Below are 23,755 nucleotides of genomic sequence, written 5' to 3'. Positions count from 1 at the left end.
ATGATAAATAGTTTACTTTGGTTAATTCCTTTACTTCCGCTTTTAGGCTTTGTAATTAATGGCCTAGGCAGAAATACCTTTAGCAAGAGCCTAATCGGTTTAATTGGTAGTGGTGTAATATTTGCCTCTTTTGTATTAAGTGTTGTTTTGTTTTTTGAACTGGGTGCTGGTACACAAAAACAATTTACCATTGATCTTTTCGATTGGATCAGTGCCGGTAATTTACATATTCCGCTCTCTTTCTTATATGATCCATTAAGTGCAATTATGCTCTTGATCATTACAGGAGTTGGCTTTTTAATCCACATCTATTCTACAGGCTACATGCATGATGATGCTGGCTTTGGTAAGTTTTTCAGTTATTTGAACCTGTTTATCTTCTTCATGTTGATCTTGGTATTGGGTTCAAACTACATTGTGATGTTTATCGGCTGGGAAGGTGTAGGTTTATGTTCTTATCTATTAATTGGTTTCTGGTATACCAATAGCAATTATGCAAGTGCAGCTAAAAAAGCATTTGTAATGAACAGAATTGGCGATTTAGGTTTCCTTTTAGGGGTATTCTTGATCTTCAATACTTTCGGTAGCGTAGAATTTGCAAAAGTATTTCCGCAAGCGGCTAATATGATGCCTGGCTCTGGAACAATTACTTTAATTACCATATTGTTATTTATTGGTGCCTGTGGTAAATCGGCACAGTTGCCTTTATTTACTTGGTTGCCAGATGCAATGGCTGGTCCAACACCAGTTTCTGCATTAATCCACGCAGCAACCATGGTAACCGCCGGTATTTACATGATTGCCCGTTCAAGCAGCTTGTTTGATTTGGCACCAACTACACAAGATTTAATTGCCATTATTGGAACGGCCACGGCTTTAATTGCAGCCATTATTGCTTTAACACAAACAGATATTAAAAAAGTACTGGCTTATTCAACAGTATCTCAATTGGGCTATATGTTTTTAGGTTTAGGCGTTGGTGCTTATACTGGTTCATTCTTTCATGTACTAACCCATGCATTCTTTAAAGCTTTGTTATTCTTGGGTGCAGGTTCTGTAATCCATGCCATGCACCACGAGCAAGATATGCGCCACATGGGTGGATTAAAGTCTAAACTGAAAGTTACTTTTGCCACCATGATGATTGGTACCATTGCTATTGCAGGTTTACCACCATTCTCTGGTTTCTTCTCTAAAGATGAAATATTGGCACACGCTTACGAACACAGTAAAGTGTTATGGGCAATTGGTTTATTTACCGCATTCTTAACTGCATTTTACATGTTCAGGATGATGTTTTTAACTTTCTTTGGAAAGTACCGTGGTACACACCATGCAGAAGAACATATCCATGAGTCGCCAAAATCGATGACGTTTCCTTTAATTGTATTGGCAATTTTAGCGGCAATTGGTGGATTGATCAATATTCCTGCAGCTTTTGGTGGTAACGAGTGGCTTGCACATTGGTTAACTGGAGCGGGCATTGCACATCACGAATTAGGTTTAGACCATACTACTGAATTTGCATTAATGGGTGTTTCTGTGTTGGCGGCCCTGGTAGCTACCATTTACGCTTATACCAAATATGTTAAAAATGCACATGTTCCAGTTGCAGCAGAGGGTAAACGTTCTTTATTGGCTAAGATCTCTTACAACAAGTTTTACTTAGATGAGATCTATGATGCGATTATCCGTAAGCCATTAGATGCATTTTCTAAATTTTTCTATCGCATTATCGATAAAAAGGTAATTGATGGGCTGGTAAATGGTTTAGGCTGGACAGCTAATGAAGGAAGTAAAGGATTACGCCTTTTACAATCAGGAAACGTAGGTTTCTATATTTTTATGATGGTATTCGGTATCGTCGCTTTGTTATTGTATACTTATTTAACTATCTCTTAAAATTCGGTTCAACAGCTATAAATGGAACTTTTAATACTCATATTTCTACCCTTAGTTGGCGCTATCATTACTGCAATGATGGCCAAGCAAAATACGGCTAAGTTGGGTGCTTTGGCATTTTCACTGTTTTCGCTTGGCACAACCATTGGTTTATTGTTAAGGTTTACACCAGATGCAAGCACACAGTTTGCCGTAAACTATCCTTGGATCCAACAATTGGGCATCAACTTCCATGTTGGTTTGGATGGCATTAGCATGGTTACTGTAATTTTAACCAACGTTTTAATGCCGTTGATCATTTTGGCAAGCTTTAAACATGAATATAAGAATGCAAATGCTTTTTATGCATTGATCTTATTTATGCAAAGCGGATTGTTATTGGTATTTACTGCATTGGATGGATTTTTATTCTACATCGGATGGGAAGCTGCCTTAATTCCGGTTTACTTTATTTGTGCCATGTGGGGCGGAAAAGATCGCATCAAAGTAAACATGAAGTTTTTTGTTTACACCATAGCAGGATCACTTTTTATGCTATTGGGTATCATTTATCTATATCTACAAAACCCTGCAAATAACTTTGATATCAATGCATTTTATGCACTCAATTTAGACTCATATCAACAAGGTTGGGTATTTTGGGCTTTCTTTATCGCATTTGCGATTAAAATGCCAATCTTCCCATTCCATACTTGGCAACCAGATACTTATACCGAAGCTCCAGCAGCTGGAACCATGTTGTTATCGGGTATCATGCTAAAAATGGGTATTTATGGCGTTATCAGATGGTTGTTGCCAATTGTACCACAAGGTGTGCACGATTGGACAATGTTGGCAATGGTACTTTCGGTAATTGGAATTGTATATACCTCTATCATTGCATTTACCCAAAGAAACGCTAAACGTTTAGTGGCTTATTCTTCTATTGCACACGTTGGTTTAATTGCTGCAGGTATCTTTACCCTAAGTACCCAAGGCTTACAAGGCGTAATGGTACAGATGTTAAGTCATGGTATTAACGTAGTCGGTTTGTTCTTTGTATTGGATATTATTTTCTCTCGCCTTCAAACCAACAAGATTGAAGAGTTGGGTGGTTTGGCCAAAGTTGCACCACAATTGGCGATTACATTTTTAATTATCGTTTTAGGTACAGTGGCCTTGCCAGGAACAAACGGCTTTATTGGCGAATTCTTATTGTTATTTAGTGTATACAGCTATAATGCTTGGTTAGGTCTAATTGCAGGCTTAACAATTATATTCGGTGCAGTTTACATGCTGAGAATGTATCAAAAAGTAATGTTAGGTACAACTAACGACTTGACTATCGGTTTTACTGATATCAAAGGAACAGAGAAAGTAGTGTTGTATACCATTTGTGTATTGATCGTGGTGATGGGTGTTTATCCTAAACCTGTCTTACATTTATCAGAAGCAGCAGTACAACATTTATTAGAACAGGTAAATCAAAAATTAACAGGGTTAAACTAAACAGATGAACATTATTATAACCATTGCCGTTACGGCTTTAGTAGTACTTTATGCAGGTTTGTTTAAGGCAAAAAAAGCCTTACTACCCTTAACTTTAATCGGATTGCTTGTTGCATTGGGCTTTACGATTAACGCATGGAATAATCCTACCACTTATTTCGGAATGATGAGGATGGATAATTTTGCATTGGCATTTTCTGCAATCTCTATTATCGGTACATTTTTTATCTTTCTATTAACCCAACGCTATTTTGCAGAGGGGAGTGATAACATTGCAGAATACTTTACACTGATCCTTTTCGCCTTATGTGGTATTACCATTATGGTGTCTTATCAGAGCATGTCGATGCTCTTTATTGGGGTCGAAATCATGTCGGTAGCTTTATATATTTTGGCAGGGATAAGAAAACTCAACTTTGCATCGAATGAAGCATCATTGAAATACTTTTTAATGGGTGCATTTTCTACAGGATTTTTATTGTTCGGAATCACTTTAATTTATGGTGCTACAGGATCATTTGATATTGCTGTCATTCAACAATATCTGGTAGATAATGTAAAATCAGTTTCTCCATTGTTTTATCCAGGTATCATCTTAATGATGATTGGTCTGTGTTTTAAAGTTGGTGCCGCACCTTTTCACTTCTGGACACCAGATGTGTACGAAGGTTCTCCTTCACTAATTACCGCTTTCATGTCTACTGTGGTTAAAACAGCAGGCTTTGCAGCATTCTTAAGGTTATTTGCCGGTGCATTTGAGCCTTTACACGATTTCTGGATGCCAGCCTTAATGGTCATTGTGATCCTTACTTTATGTATTGGTAACATTACTGCTTTGTATCAAAAGAACTTCAAGAGAATGTTGGCCTATTCAAGTATTTCTCATGCAGGATATCTATTGTTCTCTTTGGTTGTTTTAACAGCTAACTCTGCAAGTAATGTGTTGGTATATGCAGCAGCTTATACCTTTGCAAGTATCATTGCTTTTGCGGTATTGATTTTGGTGAAACAAAAAACAGGAAGTGATAGCATCGATAGCTTTAATGGCTTAGGCAAAAAAAATCCTTTGGCTGCATTTACTTTAACAGTAGCCATGCTTTCGTTAGCAGGTATTCCATTAACCGCAGGATTTATTGGTAAATACGTTATGTTCTTAAACGTAATGGAAAATTATCAAGTAGCTTTAGTAGTGATTGCCATTTTAAACGCTTTGGTAGGTTTTTATTATTATTTCAAGGTAATCATCGCTATTTGGTTCAAAGAGGGCGCATCCGTAGAGTTAGATGCTCCTTTACAGTATAAAATTGTATTGGTATTGTCAGTAATAGTGACCTTGTTATTAGGTGTTTATCCATCGCTTATTTTAAATTTGATATAACCTAATGATGTAGATTATTATTTGTAGTTTTACGAATAATTGAACTATGCAAGAATTCTGGAATTCATTACAGCATTTTATTGACCCTGAAAAACTACTGAAAGAGGGTGGCTTTTATGTTGTTTTGTTTGTAATTTTTGCCGAAACCGGTTTGTTCTTCGGTTTCTTTTTACCCGGCGATTATCTTTTGTTTTTGGCAGGCATGTTTGTAGCAACAGGAAAACTGGATGTGAACATTTATGTGTTGGTGCTTGGCTTGTGTATCTCTGCTATTTGTGGAAATTTCACGGGTTATTGGTTTGGGCGTAAAACAGGCCCTGTGCTCTATAAAAGAAAAGATACCTTTTTCTTTAAAAAGAGGTACCTTATTGCAGCAGAACAATATTACCGAAAACAAGGTGCCTTTGCTTTAATTATGGGCAGATTTGTGCCAATTGTAAGAACATTCGCTCCAATTTTTGCAGGAGTTGTTAAATTAGATCTCAAAAAATTTGCACTTTATAACATTGCAGGTGCAATATTATGGATAGCTTCCTTAACTTTGTTGGGATATTTTCTCGGTAAACGTTTTGCCGAACAGATAGAAGAATATTTGGTTTATATTATTATAGGTTTCATTGTCATCACCACTATACCATTGGTCATCACGTTTGTGAAAAAGAAGGTAACAAAAGGTGAGCATGATAATGAAATAGAGATTGAAGAAGAAAATGAGTAAAGACGATCATCACCCATGGCATAGCGTTTCTCCTGGCGAAAACTTGCCCGAAACAGTAAATGCAATTATAGAAATCCCTAAAGGATCAAAAGCAAAGTACGAAATTGATAAAGAATCTAATTTGATCAAATTAGATAGAGTATTATTTTCATCGGTTATGTACCCAGCCAATTATGGCTTTATTCCACAAACTTATTGTGATGATAATGACCCATTAGATATATTGGTATTGTGTTCTGTAGACGTTTATCCGATGACCATTATTGAAGCGAAGGTTATTGGTGTAATGCACATGGTAGATAATGGAGAGCAAGACGATAAGATTATTGCAGTAGCTAAAAATGACATGTCTGTAAATTACATTAACGATTTGCCAGAACTGCCACCACATACCATGAAAGAAATTGTAAAATTCTTTCAAGATTACAAAGCATTAGAAGAAAAGAAAGTTACCATAGAACATTTACTTGGTGTGCGTTATGCGCATAAAGTAATACAAGAAAGCGTTGAGCTTTACAATAAGAAATTTAGAAATAATTCTTAATGATTTACCCCGTCAGTATGTCAGCAATTACAATTCTTAGTGCATTCCTTCCTGTATCCATTCTAGCTGTAGTAGCTACTCCAGATGCAGAAGGAGGTTCGGTAGGTTGGCGTTTGCTATTTGCACTATTTCTTGTGCTTTTGAATGGTTTTTTTGTTGCGGCAGAATTTGCAATTGTTAAAGTTCGGGCTTCGCAGATAGAAATTAAAGCTAAATCTGGGAGCAGGGTTGGTAAAATGGCTAAAAATATCGTCCACAATTTGGATGGATATTTGGCCGCTACACAATTGGGAATTACCTTGGCCTCACTTGGATTAGGTTGGGTTGGTGAAGGTGTAATGCATACGATTTTCTTAAACATGTTTAACAGTTTTAATTTAACTGTTAGTGAAGCATTCCTTCGCTCGGCATCTACCATTGTAGCCTTCTCGGTTATTACGGTAATGCATATTGTTTTTGGAGAGCTGGCGCCTAAATCTTTGGCCATTCAAAGGCCTGTGGCTACAACCTTATTTGTATCTGCACCATTGCAAATTTTTTATATTGTATTTAGGCCATTTATTTGGGCTTTGAATGGTTTGGCAACCATTATCTTAAAGCCATTTGGTATCAATACTGCAGGTGGGCACGAATCGTTGCACAGTAACGAAGAGTTACAATATTTGTTAGATCAGGGTAAAGAAAGTGGCGCATTAGAAGACAATGAACACGAGCTGATCAAAAACGTTTTTGATTTTAATGAACGTGTGGTTAAAAATATCATGGTTCCTCGTACCAAAATATCGGGAATCGAATTAAATACACCAAAAGAAGAGGTTGTTCAGATTATTATTGGAGAAGGTTATTCGAGGATGCCTGTTTACGATGATATTATTGATAAAATCATTGGAATCATCCATGCCAAAGATGTGTTGCCTTTATTGGCGAGTAATAAAACATGGACATTAAGTGATATCATTAGAAAGCCATACTTTGTTCCAGAGACCAAAAAAATCAATGACCTATTGAGCGAACTTCAACAAAAACGTATCCAAATTGCGATTGTAATTGATGAGTTTGGCGGCACTGCGGGTATGGTTACCTTAGAAGATATTGTAGAAGAAATTGTTGGAGAGATCCAGGATGAATACGATGAAGAGAAACCAACTGTAGAAAAGATTTCGGATACAGAATTTGTGATCAATGCTTATGCTACAGTTTACGATGTAAATGAACATTTGCCACACGATTTACCAGAAGATGAAGATTTTGATACGGTAGGTGGTTTGGTTTCTCATGCTTTTGGTAAAATACCGGAAGTAGGTGATAGCGAAGAATGTTATGGGTATTTATTTACCATCTTAAAGAAAACGGAACAGAATATCGAAACCATTAAACTTGAATTGGTCATCAATAAGAGTGACATGGTAGATACGCATTAAAACCAAAGCTAATGCATGTTTTTTACACCCCCGATATTACCTCAGACATTTATTCCCTAAACGAAGAGGAAAGTAAGCACTGTAGCAAGGTACTCCGTTTAAATCTGGGAGATGTTATTCATTTAATTGATGGAAAGGGTGGTTTATATGAAGCCGAAATTAATGGGATGAACAAAAAGAATGTTCAGCTTAAGGTGATCAGTAAACAAGTAGAGTTTGGAAAACGAAACCATCACCTCCATATCGCTATTGCGCCCACTAAAAATATAGACCGATTGGAATGGTTTTTAGAAAAAGCCACCGAAATTGGGATTGATGAAATTACGCCTATCATCTGCGACCGTTCTGAACGTAAAATTGTAAAGGAAGAAAGGTTAGAGAAGGTGATTACTTCGGCGGTTAAACAATCGCTAACCGCTTACCACCCGCAATTAAATCCCACTATATCTTTTGCCGAGTTGATGAAGCAGAAATCTGATGCGCAAAAAATGATTGCGCATTGTATGGAGGGAGAAAAACCATTTATCAACAATAGTACAATACCACATCAATCTTATTTGATTTTAATTGGTCCAGAAGGTGATTTTACACCAGCAGAGCTAGAGATTGCTTTGCAAAATGATTATAAACCTGTAACTTTAGGTACCACCCGTTTAAGGACAGAAACAGCTGCTTTGGCTGCTTGTTTTGAGGTTAATTATATCAATAGATGATCAGATCAGTTACCAGTTTCCTGTTGTCAGTTGCTAGTGTTCGATCTTTGAAAGGAAGATTTCGTGCACTATTTCCTTTTTCCCATTTTCTATTTCCTATTTTTTGTCTTCTATTTACGATTTTACTTTTTGCAAGCTTCAAAGCGCCCACCTATAAAATGGGTAAACTTAAATATAGTGGCGGTGGCGATTGGTACGGGAACAGAACAGCTTTGCCCAATTTGATCGATTTTTGTAATAAGAATATCGCTACCAATTTTATGCCAGATGAAGGTATCGTAGAAGTAGGGAGTGCTGAGCTTTACAATTATCCTTTTGTGTATATGACAGGGCATGGCAATGTGATATTTACAGATCAGGAAGCAAATAACTTAAGAAAGTATTTAATTGGCGGAGGTTTTTTGCACATTGACGACAATTATGGGTTAGATAAATTTATCAGGCCTCAAATGAAAAAGGTATTTCCTGAATTGAGTTTTGTAGAATTGCCATCAGACCATAAAATATATAACCAAAAATTTAAATTTCCACTGGGCCTACCAAAAATACACGAACATGAAGGCAAAAGACCACAAGGTTTTGCGCTGGTATGGAAAGGTAGAATAGTTTGTTATTACACCTACGAGTGCGATTTAGGTAATGGCTGGGAAGATTTTGGTACTTACCCTACAGACACACAAGAAAGTAGAAATAAAGCGCTTAAAATGGGTGCTAACTTGGTTCAATTTGCATTAACTCAATAACATGTATCAAATCAATATCAACAATAAATACAATTTTAATATTACTACTGCCAACAAACAGCTTCAGGTAAATGATGAGCCCATTGTATTAGACAGTACTGAATTGGGGGCGAATAAAACACATGTTTTATATCGAAACAACTCTTATAACATAGAAGTTGTGGAGCTGAATAAGGAAGAAAAAACAGCTATTGTAAAGGTAAATGGCAACATTTATACCTTAACAATCAAAGATCAATTTGATCAATTGTTGAAACAGTTGGGTATGGATAATTTGGCAGTGAACAAGATCCAACAAATTAAAGCTCCAATGCCGGGATTAGTATTGAATGTTTTGGTAGCAGAGGGGGCAGAAGTGAAAAAGGGAGATAATCTTTTGGTGCTCGAAGCCATGAAAATGGAGAACATGATCAAATCGCCAACAGATGGCATCGTCAAGAAAGTAGCAATTAAACAAGGTGATAAAGTAGAAAAGAACGAAATATTAATCAGTTTCAATTAAATAAAAAAGGCTCGCAATTTGCGAGCCTTTTTTATTTAGGTATGTTGTTCAACTATCTTTTAGATTTAAATCCTTTACTCGCCTTAATTTCAGAAGAACCCAACATTGTCATTGCACAACGGAAACCAATGTCAGCACTAGAATCATCTTCTTGCATATGTCTTCTGGTAGCAGGATTTAGCCATTGGGCCTGGTCATTCCATGAACCACCTTTGTAAACCCTTGATTTATCATTTACCAAAGTGCTAATACCATACAAAGGACTTTGCTCATCACGATAGCCACGTTGATCGGCATTGTAGGTTTCTCCACCAGCAGTTTTACTTGCCTGTAATTCTTCCCATGTTTGTTTTTTGCCCGAGTTGGCTTTTACCATTTGTGGTTTGCCATATTTATCTGCTTTTAACGCTCCTGTGCTAGGATCTCTGTCTTTGTTGGTGAATTGGTTACCTCTAAATGGATTGAGGGCATCAGCTTGCTCGTAAGTTGCTGCACGATAAACGTCAGCTACCCATTCATTCACGTTTCCAGCCATGTTATACAAACCAAAATCGTTTGGCAAATAGCTTTTTACATCTTCGGTAAATGCAGCTTTATCATTTAATGCACCACCAACACCCATGTAATCGCCTTTGCCTCTTTTAAAGTTTGCCAAGATCTGGCCTCTAGTTCTTTTCTTAGCTGAGGTAATGCCCAAACCATTCCAAGGATAGATTTTTTTCTCTTCGATATTTTGATTTTTTGTATTTCCGATCAAAGCTAAAGCTGCATATTCCCACTCAGCTTCAGTTGGTAAACGATAAGGTTGTAAAATTACACCATCTTCAAGTCTCACATTTCTTGTAGCCATTGGTGCACCTTTTTTACCCGTTGGTGCAGTGCCTGCGGCTGCAACTGCTGCAGGATTAAGATCTTCTTTTGCTTTAGGACCCTTATCGTCATTTTGACCATTTAAATAAAGGTCGGTATTGAAAGGTTTCTCACTTTTAACAATAGGAGTTTTAGGCGCATTTTTGCCAGTTGCAGTTCCATTAACTACTGCAAACGAATTCATATAACCCTTATCTCTTAATAATTTCTCGTTAACCATGTCGGTTCTCCACACACAATAACGCTCTGCTTGTTTAGCGCTAACACCAACCACTGGATAATCTTTATAAGCTGGGTGTCTTAAGTAATTGTTTACAAAAGGCTCATTAAAAGAAAGTGGATTACGCCATACCAAGGTATCAGGTAATTCTTCATAATAATATTGCTCGTCTGTAGGGAAATTTCTCCTGATCCAGTTTAAATATTCTAACCAGTTGGTATTAGAAACTTCAGTTTCATCCATATAGAAAGAACTAATGGTAACCTCTCTTTTGTAACTGTAATTACCCAAGTCTTGTCCTGGTATATCAACGGCGCTACCGCCCATGATAAATTCGCCACCTTCAATTTCGATCAGACCTTCTCCAATACCACGCTTAAATTTGCTAGCTACTTCAAAACCACCATTTGCTTTTTGATTATAAGCATAACCAGTTTTGTTTGATACACTTGCATTATTCTTTCCACCGCTACACGACGAAAAAACAATAATGCTGATGAAGAAAGCAGATAAGTATAAAAATATTTTTTTCATAAATTGTGTCTTTGTAACACTTAACTGATAAAATTACATAAAAAAAGAGCTATTCGCCAAAAAAACTTTTTTAAATGAATGAAGTGAATTGTGCGTTAATGGTAAAAATATTAACTATTGAGAAAATTGCAATCCATGAATGCATAAAATTTGAGTGTTTGATTAGCGCTGAAATGAAAATAGACTAAACTAGCTGCTATTTTTAACATATAAACGTACAGGCTTATGGGAATAAATCAATAATCTTTTATACATTTATAGTTAAAAGTTACATTTATCAAATGTTTGAACAGGCTTATTAAAATTAGCCTACTTTAATACTTTGAAATTAGTAAACACTATGTTAACTTGCATACCAGTTATACCTATATCCAACAAATGAATTCAAAGTACTTTAGCACAGCTGCCATTGGTATATTTACTTTAGTGATATTTTGTGGCAAATTACGAGCTCAAGTTGTGCAACCAGGTACACAGACTAATGGTAGCCAGTCTAATAATGTGTCTTCAGCTGTTCCATTTTTGCTCATCACACCTGATGCAAGAGCTGGAAGTATGGGAGAGGCAGGTGTAGCTATACAGCCAGATGCAAATTCAATGAGCATCAACCCAGCTAAACTGGCATTCTTAGAAAAACCGTATGGCTTTTCTGCTTCTTATAGCCCATGGTTAAAAAGCTTGGTGCCAGATATCAACTTGGCTTATATCAGTGGTTTTTATAAATTAAATGATCAAAGCACATTGGGGGGGTCATTACGTTACTTCTCTCTTGGTCAAATACAATTAACGGATGCTGGTCAGCAAGATTTAGGAATTTATAGTCCGAATGAATTTGCAATTGATGCCACCTACGCCAAGAGATTTGGCAATGAATTTTCTTTGGGTACAACCGCAAGGTTTATCTATTCCAACTTAACGTCTGGTCAATTTTCTGCGGGCCAAGAAACAAAAGCAGGCAAGGCATTTGCATTAGATGTTTCTGCGTTTTATAAAAAACCAACCATTTTGTTTGGTAAAGATGCCATTCTTTCGGCAGGTTTAAATATATCTAATATCGGTACTAAAATGAGTTATGTAGATGGGGGGCGTGATTATTTCTTGCCAACCAACCTCAAGATAGGAGGAGCCTCTACTTTCATTATTGACGATTATAACCAATTTACCTTTGCTTTAGACTTTAACAAATTGATGGTGCCTACCCAACCTATTAGAGATTCTAATGGAAATATCATCTCAGGGAGAGATCCTGATCGTTCTGCTTTGTCTGGTATGTTTGGCTCTTTTAGTGATGCCCCGGGAGGTTTTAGCGAAGAAATGAAGGAAATCAGTATTGCTGCCGGGGCAGAATATTGGTATAATCAACAGTTTGCATTAAGGGCAGGCTATTTTTATGAAACTCCAGAAAAGGGAGATCGCCGTTATTTTACATTGGGCGCAGGTTTAAAGTATAATGTTTTCAATATAGATTTTGCTTATCTAATCGCAAATCCACAAAAAAGTCCGCTAGCTAACACGCTTAGATTTAGCTTGCTTTTCAACTTCGGGAATAACAAATAATGAAAATTAAGGTAGGTTTTGGTTTCGATGTTCATCAATTAAAAGATGGTCATCCTTTTGTAGTTGGGGGTGTTACGTTAGCACATCATAGAGGGGCATTTGGCCATTCAGATGCCGATGTATTGTTGCATGCCATTTGCGATGCACTTTTAGGTGCTGCCAATTTAAGAGATATTGGTTTTCATTTCAAAAATACAGACCCACGTTGGAAAGGGATCAGTAGTGTAATTCTGTTGCAGGAAACCGTAAAACTATTAATAGAAAAGGGTTATCAGATCGGGAATATCGATGCGATGCTGTGCTTGGAAGCACCAAAAATCAATCCACATATTCCAGAAATGCAAGCACATATTGCAGCTGCAGCAGGTATCTCGGTTGATGATATTTCTATTAAAGCAACCACAAATGAGCAAATGGGTTTTATTGGTAGAGAAGAGGGCGTAGTGGCTTATGCTGTTTGTTTAATCGAGAAGCTATAAGCTGGGACAAAAAAAAAATCGGCAATATTACATAATGCAATTTGCCGATTTTCAGAAAAAAAGAAACGAATGTTATTCCTCTAAATAGCCGAATCTGCCTTCGTTATAATCGGCTATAGCTTGTTGTATTTCTTCTGGTTTATTCATTAAAAAAGGACCATAAGCAGCAATAGGTTCATTAATTGGTTCGCCACTTAAAACTAAGATCACGCTGTTTGCCAATGCCTCTACTTCAATGTGCTCTCCTTCATTTTTGAAGTGAACCATTTGGTCTGTTTGGGCAATCTCCTCGCCATTAATTTTTACTTTGCCTTCAATAATTACAATGCCTGTATTGTAATGAGCCGGAAGATCAAAATTTACTTTTGCACCTTCATTTAATCGGGCATTATACATTTCTATTGGACTAAAAGTAGATACACTGCCTTTTTTGTCTTTGTAGGTTCCTGCAATGACCTCAATCGCACCTGCCTGATCGGGCAAAATATATTGCTGTATCTCGCTGTGTTTAACTCCTTGGTATTTTGGAGTGCTCATTTTGTCTTTTGCAGGAAGATTTACCCAAAGCTGTACCATTTGAAAAGGACCACCTTTTTTACTGAAGTTCTCTTCATGATATTCTTTATGTAAAATGCCACTTGCAGCAGTCATCCATTGGATATCGCCAGGGTAAATTACGCCGCTATTGCCTGCACTGTCGTGATGCGCAACGGCACCATGGTAAGCAATTGTTACGGTTTCAAATCCACGATGTGGGTGTACACCAACACCACGAGGTTCATTACGTGCAGAGAACTCAATTTTTGCATTGTAATCTAGCATGTAAAATGGGCTCATTTTTAATTTATACCCACTAGGGAAAAAATTGTGAACCCTAAAACCATCGCCTACCATATGTGGAGCAGGTGGATTTAAAATTCCGGCTATTTGTTTTGTATTTGCTTTCATTGTTGAAAAGACTAATAGATTTGCGTTACATATTTTGTAGTGGTGTTTAACGCTTCACACCATGTATTTAGTTTTAAGCTTGTTTTACAAACTGTAATTCGCCTAAAATTCTCACTTCTTCGCTTACCATTACACCACCAGTTTCTAAAGCAGCATTCCAAGTTAAACCAAATTCAGAACGGTTGATTTTTCCACTTAAAGTAAAGCCTGCTTTTGTATTTCCCCATGGATCTGTAGCAATACCACCAAACTCTGCTGTTAATTTCACTGGCTTGCTTTCTCCTTTAATGGTTAAATTGCCTTTAACAATATAATCACCACCATCTTTTTCTACTGATGAAGATTTAAATTCGATATGTGCAAATTTCTCCGCATCAAAGAAATCACCACTTTTTAAGTGATTGTCGCGATCGTTATTCCCAGTGTCTATCGAGTCGATATCACCTTTGAAAGAAATCTCAGCATTTGTAAAATCATCACCTTCTGAAATTAATTCGGCAGAGAAAGATTTTAGGTTACCAGTAACTGTGGTAATCATTAAGTGTTTTACTTTAAATTGTAGTTCGCTGTGAGTTGGATCTAATGTCCATTTTGTAGTTGCCATATGTTTTCGTTTTATGTTTTGTTTAAATTTTATAACACAAAGGTATGGCGGGTAGTTTTACTACACATTGATGTATGGTAAGAAACAACGAACACTAGTGCATTTGTTTAATAGCTCATTAGAAAAGATTATCTAAAATGTTTGTTTGCCAGGTCTTTACGTACGCGGCTCAATGATTCTGGAGTGATACCCAGGTAAGAGGCAATCATCCATTGGGGTACCCGAAGGGTAAGGTTGGGGTAGAGTTTAATGAAGTTGAGGTATCTTTCTTCTGCACTTGCGCTCAGCAACATATTTATCCTTTTTTGCATAAACCGAATTGAGTTATGCAACATGAGGATGTTGAGCTCAAGAATTTCTGGTACAATATTTTTGATGGCTGGGAAGAAGTCTTTTTTAACCACAACAACCTCTGTATCTTCTATGGCATCGATGTAAAAAACAGAAGCTTCATTAAATACAGTTGTATCTCTGTCAGACAGCATCCAGTTTTCTGGAGCAAATTGAATGATATGTTCTTTTCCTTTTTCGTCGATAGAGAAATAACGCAGTAACCCACTGTTGATAAAATAAGCATCAGACTTTAAATCGCCTGCACTTAAAAGAATTTGGCCTTTTTTAATGCTTTTGGTTTTCAGACAGCTTACTGCTTGTTCCGCCTGTTCATCGGTAATGTTTAATCTTTCTCTCAGATAAATGGCGAATTTGTCTAACATCGAAAAGCTATTTCTTGGGTGAAGGAATGTTATCGAAATTTGCAGCGCATTTGCCACAACCAGAGGCACAGCCAGTTGATTTGGGAGATATGGCACGATAAATCATTCGGCCTACATAAAATAATGCGCCAGCAAAAATGATGATCATTAAGATAAATTGAATATCCATACTGCAAAATTACGATTATTTAATGATTCACGTTCAGAGAACTGTCAAAATTGGCCTATTTTTCCATTAAGCCAACCGTACCACCTACCCAATCGAAATCTTTATTGTAGCGAACGCCAATCATTTTGCCACGGCTTAATCGGCCCAGATTGATACATAATTGTGGTTCTTCGCCCTCCGGCCATAAATACATCATCCTAATTTCGGCCTTAACCCCAGCATCTGGAGCTTCAATAACAGGTTCGTAGGTAACCTTTCTTTGTAAGATCCAGTTTTCTGGATCAACAATCTGTTGGATATCCGTTAGGCTTACATCAATAATTACACCCATGCCTGCAAAAGAGAATAAGGGTTTTAACACGTAATTTTCCAAATCTGTTGGGATGTCTTTAATGGTGTTTAAAAAACGAGTTTCAGGTACAAACTCGCTCTTTAAAAAAGGCATGGTGTATTTACTGATTCGATAAAACCAGTTGGGATGCGTAATCCATTCAATGTCTAATTCTTCTCTGGGATCGAAACTGTTTTCGAAAATATTTTCATCTGCGGCAACTTCATCAAAAATTAAACGGTTATAAATGCGTTTCAATTTTATTTTTTGACCATTCTCTTCATAAAAAAGTTGTTTGCCAACTTTTCTAATTTCTGATAAGGCAAGAATTTTAATCCCTAGATGTTTAGCGGTAACAAAAAAATCGATCGCTGTTTTTTGGTTAGGTGCATTTACATCCATTAAGGCCACTTCATGAGGTTGGTGAGGACCAATAATTACCTTTTTAAGGAGTTCGAAATAAGATGCCTCGGTTAGGTCATTAAAATAGGGGTTAAGATTGTCATCTAAATCAAAAGACTTTTTATAGTTAGCTGCCAAATGCGATTGAAAGCCATATAGCGAAGGAAAACCCTGCATTTCAATTAACATTGGAGTAATCTCGCCATTTTGATCTTTGCACAATCCATAATCAAAAGTTAAAAAATGCGGATGTGAGGTTTCATTAGGTACATTCCATGCTGTTGGGATGGCCTTTTGGGTTAATGTTTTAAAATTATCCTGTTTAATCAGTGCGATGATTTCTTCGCCTGCGGCAATTAACTTTTCTTTTAAAGCAGCAGGAATGAAAATAGGGGTTTCGGCCACACGGAAAGGTATGGCCGGAAATCCTACTTCTAATGCAGTCATCAACTGAGCATATTTTTCAGCAGTAAAATTTGCATTGAAAGCCTCACGATATTTTTTGATCATGGTTAGATAAGTTAAATTAATCTTTTAACAGATTTAGGATGACAATAAACAGGTATAAAATCTCAGTATTTAAACTTCTTGCAATGCATGAATGGCTTGATTTAAAAAGTTGGGTAAGATCACACTTTGCGTCAATGTAATTCTACCGAGATCATCCAGACTATTGAGCATATCAAAATATTTATCGTCCCCGTGGTTCTCTATAATGGCTGCTTTTTTTTCTTCTTGCAACAAATACATTTTCATACCAATGGGATCTGCCTCTGGATGGAATTGTGTGCCGATAATCTGGTCTGAAAAGCGAATAGCCATTAAACAGCGTTCTAATGCTACATGTGGACGTTCTTTTTCAATGGCCAAAATCTTAGCTCCTTTTTGCTCAAAATCTTCTTCGTTAGGCTGTATCACTTGCCAATCTCTACTGTCGACAGAGTAAAAAGGGTCTGGTAATCCATCAAATACAATTTCTTCTTCGCCACTAGGTGTTAAGTTGATGGGGAAAATGCCAAATGCATTAGATTTTCTTTTGGTCACAGTGCCTAAGCCATACTTTCTGCAGGCCAACTGGAAAGAGTGGCAAATCAAAAAAACATGCTTTTTGTCATCGTTTTTGGCATTAAACCCTTCTATTTCATCTAACAAGAAGAAAAAGTCGTGTTCCCACTTTTCACCTTCGCCATCAAACGGACTGCCCGGCCCACCACTCGAAATGTAGATGTGGTAAGTGAGGTCTGGTATTTCTCCTTTTTGTCTTAAATCGAAAAGATCGTAGGTGATGTTTAATTGTGATTGCTCACGATAGCTTTGAAGCAGTTCTTGAATCCCTCTCATTCCCTGATTTGGGAACCCGTTGTTCATGTCTATAACTGCAACCTTAATTTTTTTCTCACTCATTTATCCTGCGCCTATTAATGTTTGTGTGGTAATGTAATCTACCACCGATTCAAAGCTGCCTGTTTGCTCATATACCGCTAACTGCCGATCTGCTCCAGTACCATTTGCTAAAATTTTATGTACATAATTGATTTCGTTTCTACTGCCCAATTCGTCAACTACATCGTCAACAAAATCAAGTAATTCTAAGATCAGGTTTCTACAATTTACTTCCATCTCTTTACCAAAATCGATCAGGTTTCCATCAATACCATAACGAGCCGCTCTCCATTTGTTTTCGTTAATCAGTGCCCTTGAATAGCTGATAAATTCCATGTTCTGTAAACGGAGTTTATACAATTTGGCACACAAGGCCTGAAACAGCGCAGTAAAGGCCATTGTTTCATCAATTAACATGGGGCAATCGCAAATGCGAAACTCTACGGTATCAAAAAATGGATGTACACGGATGTCCCACCATATTTTTTTTGCATTGTCCATGCAATTGGTCTTGATCAATAATTTAACATAGTTGTCGTAATCTTCTATGCTATTGAAAATATCTGGAATACCTGTACGCGGAAACTTGTCAAAAATCTTCGTTCTGAAAGATTTATAACCTGTGTTTCTACTTTCCCAAAAAGGAGAGTTGGTAGAGAGGGCAAATACATGGGGTAAAAAATACCTCACTTGGTTAGCGATATGGATGGCCAGCTCACGCGATTGAAAACCTACGTGTACATGCAGGCCAAAAATCAGATTAGAGCGGGCGGCCTCTTGCAGTTCATTTACAATTTCACTGTAACGTGGGTGCTCGGTAATCAATTGTTTCTCCCAATGAGAAAACGGGTGGGTGCCCGCTGCACCAATGCGTAGGCCTTGTTCTCCGGCCAATTGTGAAACGGTATAGCGCAATTGCGAAATCTCTTTTCTGGCCTGATCAGTGTTGTGGCAAATGCCAGTACCTACTTCTACTACAGCTTGGTGCATTTCTGCTTTTACTTGATCTTTATGGATCTTTTGTGCAGATTCTACTATTTTCTGGTCATGTGAGGTTAATTCTCTGGTAACGGGATCAATTACCATGTACTCTTCCTCAATTCCGAGCGTAAATTCATTCATCATCTTAATTCCCTGGTTATGTTAGCTCAATTATTTCTTAGTTGGTGCTGCCTTTTTAGCTGCTGGTGTAGCTTTGGCTTTCGCGGCCTCTTTTTTAGCAGGTGCTTTTGTGGTTTTAGGTTTTGCTGCTGTACTTGTTTTATCCTTACCAGTTAAGGTTGTGCCAGCTGCCGATGTTTTGATATACTCACCCCAAGTTAAATTGTCTTGACCAAATTTTTGGGCCTTGGCTTTTTCTATGGCATAAGTTGCTGCGGTTTCTACTACCCATTCAAAGTTTTCTGCACCTACACTTTCTTCGCCTGCATCAGGTGCTGGGTTACAAAAATCAATTGCAATTGGCACGCCGTTACGAACCGCAAATTCAACAGTATTGAAATCGTATCCTAAATACTTGTTAAGTTTAAGTGTATATTCTTCTATTGTTTTGAGCAATTTTTCACTTGGTTTTGGCCCGTCAATTACATAACGTAAATGATGCGGGTTGCGTGGCTCGTATTGCATAATGCGTACATATTTGCCCCCAATGCAATAACATCTAAAGTATTCTTCAAACATGATCTCTTCTTGCAACATCATTACTGTTTGTTTGGTCTGGCTGTGTTTGTCAAAGAAATCCTCTTTGTCGTGCAGTTTGTAAACTTCTTTCCAGCCCCCGCCATCAAACGGTTTCATGTAAGCAGGAAAACCCGTGTACTCAAAAATCGCATCCCAATCCATTGGCATGGCCAGGTTGCTGAAAGATTTTTCTGTGGTGTCGTCAGGGTGCTCTCTTGATGGAATTAAAGCGGTTTTTGGAACAGGCACGCCAATATTTACGGCCAAGGCGTTGTTAAAAAATTTCTCGTCTGCGCTCCACCAAAATGGATTATTGATCACGGCTGTTCCGCCCATTGCGGCATTTTTTAGATAAGCTCTATAGAAGGGCACATCTTGCGAAATGCGATCGATGATTACCGCATATTCTGGCTGCTCAGCTTGAAAAACTTTGCTGATATTTACAAATTCGGCGGTAATGCCATCTACAGCTTTTTGATTTACCCGATCAACGAAAGCCTGCGGAAATGACCTTTCTTGTCCAAATAAGATTCCTATTTTTTTCATAAGTGGTGGTGTTTTTTAGGGTTAAGTTAAGCGTTTTTTGATTCTATAGTTGTGATAGATATGTTGGGAACATTTGTCGCCAGGTGGGCCAGTCGTGGTCTGCATTTTGTCTAATGTCTAACCAATGGTTGATTCCCTTTTGCTGTAGAATGCCTGATAATTTTTCATTGTCAGCTTTGCACATGTCTCTATCTGAAGTGCCCAACACAATTTTTAAGTGCCAAAGTTCAGGGTTGATATCATTGGGCAGAAAATCTACCGGATTATTAAAATAGGCATCGTCGTTATAAAAACCATCCAGTTGACCAGAAATGTCAAATGCCCCACTCATGCTAAACAAATGGCTAACTACCCAAGGATGCCTGAAGGCAAAATTAGCAGCGTGGTAACCACCAAAGCTACAGCCCGCAGTAATCACTTTATCGAAGCCAGTTTCATGTTTCGCTAATGGAACCAATTCTTCTAGCAAGAATTTATCATACCAGATATGGTTTTTAACTCTATCGGCCGGATGCACCTCTTTGTTGTACCAACTTAGTTTATCAATCCCGTCTGGGCAATAAATTTTTATTTTGCCATCATCTACAAAGCCTTGAACCGCATCAATCAATTTAAAATCTTTGTTCTCAAAGTAACTTCCCATGCTGGTAGGGAAGAGTAGGATGGGATATCCACCATGCCCGAAGACTAGCGTTTTGATATCTTTATTTAGGTTCGGACTGTACCACTCTTTTAATTCTTCTTTCACGGCCTTTCATTTAGATACTTTAAGGTATAAAAAACTAGATCAAACACAAAAAAATAAATTTATTTATTGCTATAAATCTGTACTTTATGTAAAAAAAATAACACCCTAACTTATTTTTTATCAAGATTTGTACCTTTGCGGCAGATTAGTGAGAAAGCCTATGTACACCACATTAACATTACCTACCGTTATCAAAACAACCCATCAGTTTAAGTCTGTTTATCTAAAAAGAGAAGTTGAGTTAGAAATCTTCAGCCCCGAAAATTTGTTTGGGAATGAGCGTGTAAACTTATTATTATTGAACGATGGGCAAGACCTTGCTCAAATGGACATGGAAAACATGTTAAATTCACTTTATGAAAAGTGGAAAATCGAGCCAACTGTTGTGATTGGGATTAAAGCAGGTAATGAACGCGTTTTAGAATATGGTGTGGCGGGTAAACCTGATTTCAAAAAAAGAGGCTCAAAAGCACAAGCCTATACCGACTTTGTAATTAAAGAACTGTTGCCTTACGTGCAAAGCGAGGTTGATGTAACCATTAATGGCAGAAGAGCATTTGCAGGTTTCTCTTTAGGAGGGCTAACCGCATTTGACATTGCCTGGAATAACGATAACTATTTTGATGCAGTTGGTGTTTTTTCTGGCTCTTTTTGGTGGAGAAAAAAAGACCTGAATGCAGGTTATACAGATGATGACCGTATCTTACATCAGATGATTCGCGATACCAAAACCAATCCTGCGGTTAAATTCTGGTTAATGACTGGTACAAATGATGAATCGGCAGACCGTAACCATAATTTCATTATCGATTCTATAGACGACACGATCGATGTTGTTAAAGAGCTGATGAAAAAAGGCTATAAAAGACCTCATGATATTTTTTATTATGAAATGGTAGGTGGTAAACACGATGTGCCTACCTGGGCCAAAGCAATGCCTGCCTTTTTAACTTGGGCTTTTTCTAAATAGCCTATCCTAAGTGTTTTAAGTTTTTCATTCAAAGAGAAAGTTTGAATTGATATATGGAATGAATTTGGAGCACTGATCGAAAGTGATCCAATGAGAATTTGTGATATCGCTTAACAACAAATAAGGGTTTTTGAAAAGAGCCCCTTTTTTATTGTCCAAAATAAAGCAACTCTCTAAATAACTGGCAACTGGAGTTAATAATTGGTGATACTTTAGCCAAATTTACTAATTTAGCTCTTGTAGCCTGGAAACTCATATATCACACTAACAAACCATAAAGAAATTATAAAGCTTCTAAAAAATGATGAGATTGACTTCAATATTATGTTTGATACTTCTGGGTATCAGTAACATTAGATGTACCACAGAAACTGCATCGGCAAACCAAAATACAGTCAAAAAGCCGGGGATTATTACAGGTGCCGACCAAACTGAAAAGTATTTGTCTTATCTAAAAGGGAAACGAATTGGCCTAGTGGCAAATCAGAGTTCAATAATTGGTAAGAAAAGTAGTGTAGATAGTTTAGTGAGTCTTGGAATTAATATTGTAAAAGTATTTGGCCCTGAGCATGGTTTTAGAGGCAATGCCAGCAATGGAGCTGTAGTGGGCGACGAGAGAGATGCTAAAACTGGCATTTCGATTATCTCTTTGTATGGCAAAAACGAAAAACCAACAAAAGAACAATTGGTAGATATCGATCTTATGGTATTTGATATTCAAGATGTGGGTTGCCGCTATTATACCAATATCAATACATTGGAGTATGTGATGGAGGCCTGTGCAGAAAACAACAAAGAACTGCTAATTCTCGATAGGCCAAATCCTAATGCATATGTAGTAGATGGGCCAGTAATGACTGATGATAAATTTAAATCGGCCATCGGGATCCATTATACACCCATGACCCACGGCATGACCATAGGAGAGTTTGCACAATACCTTAATGGCGAGGGCTATCTTAAAGAAAAATGCAAAATAAAGGTGATCAAAGTTGCCAATTATAACCACGACATGTCTTATGTACTACCAATAAATCCATCTCCAAATTTAAATACACAGCAAGCGGTAATGCTTTTCCCGAGTTTGTGTATGTTTGAAGGAACAGCTATCAATGAAGGCCGTGGAACTTATATGCCATTTACCATTTTGGGAGCACCAGCTTTAGAGGGCAAGTATTCATTTTCATACAAACCGGTAGGTATTCCTGGAATGAGCGAGCGGCCAAATCATAAAGATGTTGTTTGCTATGGGCTCGATCTTCGTAAATACGATATTGGTAGTTTACGCAAGAGTCGTCAAATTAACTTATCATGGTTAATTGAGCTATATAATGCGTATCCAGACAAAGCCAAATTTTTCGGTCAGGAAAGAGCCAATACAGGTGTGTCTCCTTTTGATTTGCGTATAGGTACCGATCAATTGAGGAAGCAGATCATAGCAGGGGTATCTGAAGCTGAAATTAGAAAAAGCTGGGAGCCGGGATTAAAAAAGTTTAAGGCAATACGAGCAAAGTATCTTTTATATCCAGATTAATTAATTTTTCATTTTCTACATAAGATAGATTTAACTATCAATTTTATTGATGTAATGATCGATAGAACTGATTTTTAACACCCTTTGGTATTGTTTAGTTTTACCAAATGATACAAGGATTATTTGAAACCCACATTTTTGTGGAAGATTTAGAAAGATCGATAGATTTTTATAAAAATGTAATGGGTTTAACCGAGTGCGGTTACAACGACGAACGTAAGATTGCCTTTTTTTGGGTTGGTGAGCCCAAAGGTGCAATGTTGGGTTTATGGGAAAAACCCAAAGCAGAAATAGACATTAGGCATTTTGCCTTTAGGTGTAGTGTTGATGATGTACTGCATCAGTCGGTTAAGTTTTTAAAAGACAGCAACCTAAAACCCTATAATTTCTTAAAAGATGGAAGCGAACAGCCAATGGTTTTTGCTTGGATGCCAGCTCTTGCTATTTATTTTAAAGATCCAGATGGGCACGATTTAGAATTTATTGCGATACTAGAAGGTGAAGGTCGACCGGAATTAGGCGTGGTTTCTTATGACGATTGGCTGCGGTTAACCTCTTAGATGCTATAAGTGCCAATTGTGTTTATGATAGGATAAATCTGCTAAGGATTCAAGAAAGCAAGTTTTTAAGCTCTTTTTAATGTTAGTCGGGCTTT

At 37.3% G+C, this 23,755-nt stretch carries 24 protein-coding genes; 14 read left to right on the top strand and 10 right to left on the bottom strand.

The window, feature by feature from the left end:
• The 9 genes from nuoL (at position 1) to AQF98_RS06800 (ending at position 9,409) form a co-directional block, all read left to right on the top strand.
• Positions 1-1,902, top strand: coding sequence for an NADH-quinone oxidoreductase subunit L (nuoL, locus tag AQF98_RS06840; RefSeq protein WP_055131183.1), 1,902 nt, complete (start codon positions 1-3; stop codon positions 1,900-1,902).
• 21 nt (positions 1,903-1,923) lie between these two features.
• Positions 1,924-3,390, top strand: coding sequence for a NuoM family protein (locus tag AQF98_RS06835; protein ID WP_055131182.1), 1,467 nt, complete (start codon positions 1,924-1,926; stop codon positions 3,388-3,390).
• 4 nt (positions 3,391-3,394) lie between these two features.
• Positions 3,395-4,768, top strand: coding sequence for an NADH-quinone oxidoreductase subunit N (locus AQF98_RS06830; RefSeq protein WP_055131181.1), 1,374 nt, complete (start codon positions 3,395-3,397; stop codon positions 4,766-4,768).
• A gap of 46 nt (positions 4,769-4,814) precedes the next feature.
• Positions 4,815-5,486 (top strand): DedA family protein, encoded by a 672-nt coding sequence (locus AQF98_RS06825; protein ID WP_055131180.1) that lies wholly within the window; start codon positions 4,815-4,817, stop codon positions 5,484-5,486.
• Positions 5,479-6,030 carry an inorganic diphosphatase gene (locus AQF98_RS06820; protein WP_055131179.1) on the top strand — a complete coding sequence of 184 codons (552 nt, stop codon included), beginning with the start codon at positions 5,479-5,481 and terminating at the stop codon, positions 6,028-6,030. The genes AQF98_RS06825 and AQF98_RS06820 overlap by 8 nt, the downstream gene beginning before the upstream one ends.
• 17 nt (positions 6,031-6,047) lie before the next feature.
• Positions 6,048-7,451, top strand: a complete 1,404-nt coding sequence (locus tag AQF98_RS06815) for a hemolysin family protein (RefSeq protein WP_152969656.1) — start codon at positions 6,048-6,050, stop codon at positions 7,449-7,451.
• An 11-nt stretch (positions 7,452-7,462) separates the two neighbouring features.
• Complete coding sequence (locus AQF98_RS06810) at positions 7,463-8,164, top strand: 16S rRNA (uracil(1498)-N(3))-methyltransferase (RefSeq protein WP_055131178.1); 702 nt, start codon at positions 7,463-7,465, stop codon at positions 8,162-8,164.
• A 158-nt stretch (positions 8,165-8,322) separates the two neighbouring features.
• The gene (locus AQF98_RS06805) at positions 8,323-8,907 is read left to right on the top strand and encodes a DUF4159 domain-containing protein (protein WP_235524184.1); all 585 of its coding nucleotides are present in this window, start codon (positions 8,323-8,325) and stop codon (positions 8,905-8,907) included.
• Position 8,908: 1 nt separating this feature from the next.
• Positions 8,909-9,409, top strand: coding sequence for a biotin/lipoyl-containing protein (locus AQF98_RS06800; RefSeq protein ID WP_055131177.1), 501 nt, complete (start codon positions 8,909-8,911; stop codon positions 9,407-9,409).
• A gap of 52 nt (positions 9,410-9,461) precedes the next feature.
• Here AQF98_RS06800 and AQF98_RS06795 read toward each other — a convergent pair whose 3' ends face one another.
• On the bottom strand, positions 9,462-11,033 hold the full coding sequence (locus tag AQF98_RS06795) for an SUMF1/EgtB/PvdO family nonheme iron enzyme (RefSeq protein ID WP_055131176.1): 1,572 nt from the start codon (positions 11,031-11,033) through the stop codon (positions 9,462-9,464).
• Positions 11,034-11,411: 378 nt separating this feature from the next.
• On the opposite strand from AQF98_RS06795, the gene porV reads away from it, so the two are divergent.
• Entirely contained in the window at positions 11,412-12,590 is a 1,179-nt protein-coding gene (porV, locus tag AQF98_RS06790; RefSeq protein ID WP_055131371.1) for a type IX secretion system outer membrane channel protein PorV, read from the top strand.
• Positions 12,590-13,069 carry a 2-C-methyl-D-erythritol 2,4-cyclodiphosphate synthase gene (gene ispF / locus AQF98_RS06785; RefSeq protein ID WP_055131175.1) on the top strand — a complete coding sequence of 160 codons (480 nt, stop codon included), beginning with the start codon at positions 12,590-12,592 and terminating at the stop codon, positions 13,067-13,069. The genes porV and ispF overlap by 1 nt, the downstream gene beginning before the upstream one ends.
• 72 nt (positions 13,070-13,141) lie before the next feature.
• On the opposite strand, the gene AQF98_RS06780 is transcribed toward ispF, so the two are convergent.
• The 9 genes from AQF98_RS06780 to AQF98_RS06745 form a co-directional block, all read right to left on the bottom strand.
• Positions 13,142-14,017 (bottom strand): pirin family protein, encoded by an 876-nt coding sequence (locus tag AQF98_RS06780; RefSeq protein ID WP_055131174.1) that lies wholly within the window; start codon positions 14,015-14,017, stop codon positions 13,142-13,144.
• A gap of 73 nt (positions 14,018-14,090) precedes the next feature.
• Entirely contained in the window at positions 14,091-14,621 is a 531-nt protein-coding gene (locus AQF98_RS06775) for a YceI family protein (protein WP_055131173.1), read from the bottom strand.
• A gap of 128 nt (positions 14,622-14,749) precedes the next feature.
• Positions 14,750-15,337 carry a Crp/Fnr family transcriptional regulator gene (locus AQF98_RS06770; RefSeq protein WP_055131172.1) on the bottom strand — a complete coding sequence of 196 codons (588 nt, stop codon included), beginning with the start codon at positions 15,335-15,337 and terminating at the stop codon, positions 14,750-14,752.
• 7 nt (positions 15,338-15,344) lie between these two features.
• Positions 15,345-15,506 (bottom strand): FeoB-associated Cys-rich membrane protein, encoded by a 162-nt coding sequence (locus AQF98_RS22000; RefSeq protein ID WP_152969655.1) that lies wholly within the window; start codon positions 15,504-15,506, stop codon positions 15,345-15,347.
• 55 nt (positions 15,507-15,561) lie between these two features.
• On the bottom strand, positions 15,562-16,749 hold the full coding sequence (locus AQF98_RS06765; RefSeq protein ID WP_055131171.1) for a hypothetical protein: 1,188 nt from the start codon (positions 16,747-16,749) through the stop codon (positions 15,562-15,564).
• A 69-nt stretch (positions 16,750-16,818) separates the two neighbouring features.
• Positions 16,819-17,643 (bottom strand): type 1 glutamine amidotransferase, encoded by an 825-nt coding sequence (locus AQF98_RS06760; RefSeq protein WP_055131170.1) that lies wholly within the window; start codon positions 17,641-17,643, stop codon positions 16,819-16,821.
• Positions 17,644-18,747: a carboxylate-amine ligase gene (locus AQF98_RS06755; protein WP_055131169.1), complete on the bottom strand. Its 1,104-nt coding sequence runs from the start codon at positions 18,745-18,747 to the stop codon at positions 17,644-17,646.
• A gap of 27 nt (positions 18,748-18,774) precedes the next feature.
• The gene (locus AQF98_RS06750) at positions 18,775-19,848 is read right to left on the bottom strand and encodes a RimK family alpha-L-glutamate ligase (RefSeq protein WP_055131168.1); all 1,074 of its coding nucleotides are present in this window, start codon (positions 19,846-19,848) and stop codon (positions 18,775-18,777) included.
• A gap of 43 nt (positions 19,849-19,891) precedes the next feature.
• Entirely contained in the window at positions 19,892-20,596 is a 705-nt protein-coding gene (locus AQF98_RS06745) for an esterase family protein (RefSeq protein ID WP_055131167.1), read from the bottom strand.
• Positions 20,597-20,756: 160 nt separating this feature from the next.
• Between AQF98_RS06745 and AQF98_RS06740 the strand changes: the two genes are divergently transcribed.
• From AQF98_RS06740 to AQF98_RS06730, 3 genes are all read left to right on the top strand, one after another.
• Positions 20,757-21,566, top strand: coding sequence for an esterase family protein (locus tag AQF98_RS06740; protein WP_055131166.1), 810 nt, complete (start codon positions 20,757-20,759; stop codon positions 21,564-21,566).
• 301 nt (positions 21,567-21,867) lie between these two features.
• A complete protein-coding gene (locus AQF98_RS06735; protein WP_055131165.1) occupies positions 21,868-23,100 on the top strand; it encodes an exo-beta-N-acetylmuramidase NamZ domain-containing protein in 1,233 nt (410 codons plus the stop codon).
• A 107-nt stretch (positions 23,101-23,207) separates the two neighbouring features.
• Positions 23,208-23,660: a VOC family protein gene (locus AQF98_RS06730; RefSeq protein WP_055131164.1), complete on the top strand. Its 453-nt coding sequence runs from the start codon at positions 23,208-23,210 to the stop codon at positions 23,658-23,660.
• Positions 23,661-23,755: the final 95 nt, after the last annotated feature.

This window comes from Pedobacter sp. Hv1, from assembly GCF_001412215.1.
Taxonomy (GTDB): Bacteria; Bacteroidota; Bacteroidia; order Sphingobacteriales; family Sphingobacteriaceae; genus Pedobacter.
The sequence above is the reverse complement of the archived record's forward strand: the minus strand, read 5'-3'. Positions and strand labels throughout refer to the sequence as shown.